Annotated in this window: 2 protein-coding genes; both read right to left on the bottom strand. The window is 71.2% G+C overall.

Annotation, left to right across the window (positions count from 1 at the left end):
* Positions 1-1,350 (bottom strand): hybrid sensor histidine kinase/response regulator (locus C7C56_RS10775; protein WP_146204415.1); only part of this gene is annotated, 1,350 nt, incomplete at its 3' end.
* Positions 1,340-1,623 (bottom strand): YfiR family protein (locus C7C56_RS10770; protein WP_181373119.1); only part of this gene is annotated, 284 nt, incomplete at its 5' end. The genes C7C56_RS10770 and C7C56_RS10775, both read right to left, overlap by 11 nt.

Here is a 1,623-nt window from a genome sequence, read left to right as displayed (position 1 = left end):
GGCCTGGAACAGCTTGCCGGCCTGCTCGGCCGTCATGCCGATGCCGGTGTCGCGCACCGAGAACTGCAGCGCCACCCGGCCGTCGCCGGCCGCGCCGGGCGCGGGCGCGACCACGATCTCGACCTCGCCCTGCCTGGTGAACTTGACCGCGTTGCTGCACAGGTTGATCAATACCTGGCCGAGCCGCAGCGGGTCGCCGACCAGCTGCGCCGGCACCCCGGGCGCCACCTTGATCAGCAGTTCGAGCCCCTGGCGCTCGGCCAGTTCGCCCACGTGGGCGAGCATGGTGTCCATCACCTCGCCGAGCGAAAAGCCGATCTGCTCCATGTCGAGGTGGCCGGCCTCGATCTTGGAGAAGTCGAGCAGGTCGTTGATGATGCGCAGCAGGCCCTGGGCCGCGACGTGGATCTTGTCGAGGTAGTTCTGCTGCTTGGCGGTCAGCTCGGTGCGCCGCGCCAGCGCCGTGAAGCCGGTGATCGCGTTGATCGGGGTGCGGATCTCGTGGCTCATGTTGGCCAGGAAGTCGCTCTTGCCGGCGCTGGCGCGGTCGGCCTTGTCGCGCGCGACCTCGAGCTCGCTGGTGCGCTCGGCGACCTTGGCCTCGAGCGAGCGGTTGAACGCGAAGATGTCCTCCTCGCGCTCGGCGATGCGCCCGATCAGCACATTGAAGGCGCGGTACAGGTTGCCGACCTCGTCGCGTCCGGGCGGGGTCAGCCTGACCGAGAAGTCCTGCTCCTCGGCGATGCGGCGCGCGTGCTCCTCGAGCGCGAGCAGGGGCGCCGAGATGATGCGCTGGAGCGCGCTCGTGAGCAGCGAGCTGAAGGCGACCACGCCGGCCAGCACCACCAGCAAAAAGCGCAGCTCCTCGCTGCCGTCGCGCTCGAGCCGCTCGAGCCGCCAGCCCACCCGCAGGGTGCCGAGCACCTCGTTCTGGCGCACCGGCTCGGCCACGTGCAGCAGCTTGCCCTCGAAGCGCCAGCCGCCGCCCGGCGGCAGCGCGGCCGCCGCCACCGGCGGCGCCAGCCCGTTGCCGTCGATGCGCGTGAACCGGCGCCCGGCGGCGTCGACCAGCTCGATGTAGGCCACGCCGTTGTCGTCGGCCAGCTTGGCCAGGATTTCGGTGGCGCCCTTGGCGTCGTCGAACACCAGCGGGCCGACCGAGTACTCGGCCACCAGGCGCGTCTGCGCCAGCGCGTGCTGGACGAAGTTGTCGTAGCGCGCGCGCACCGACTGCTCGCGCATGAACGCGAGGATCGCCAACGTGGCGGCGATCACGGTGAGCATGGTGATCAGGATCAGCTTGCGCCGCAGGGGCAGGTCGGCCAGCAGCCGCTTGAGTCTATTCCACAATTTTTGCCACCTCCAGCAGGCGGAAGCTCGCCTTCAGGCCGCTCGCCTCGAGCGCCTTGCGGTTGACCTCCACGCGCAGCCGTCCCTGGTCGGGGAAGAAGCCGATGTGCACGCCCTGCGCCGCCATCTGGCCGCCTTCGCCGAACAGCAGCACGTGCTCGCGCCCGGCCCCGGCGCGCAGCGCGGCGAGCTCCTCGGGCGCGCCCGGCAGCACCAGGGCGGCGCGGCAGCCGGCCAACGGCTCGCCGTTGCGCAGCGCGCGCACCAGCACCG

The organism is Massilia glaciei, from assembly GCF_003011895.2.
In the GTDB taxonomy this organism is placed as follows: domain Bacteria; phylum Pseudomonadota; class Gammaproteobacteria; order Burkholderiales; family Burkholderiaceae_D; genus Telluria_A; species Telluria_A glaciei.
The sequence above is the reverse complement of the archived record's forward strand: the minus strand, read 5'-3'. Positions and strand labels throughout refer to the sequence as shown.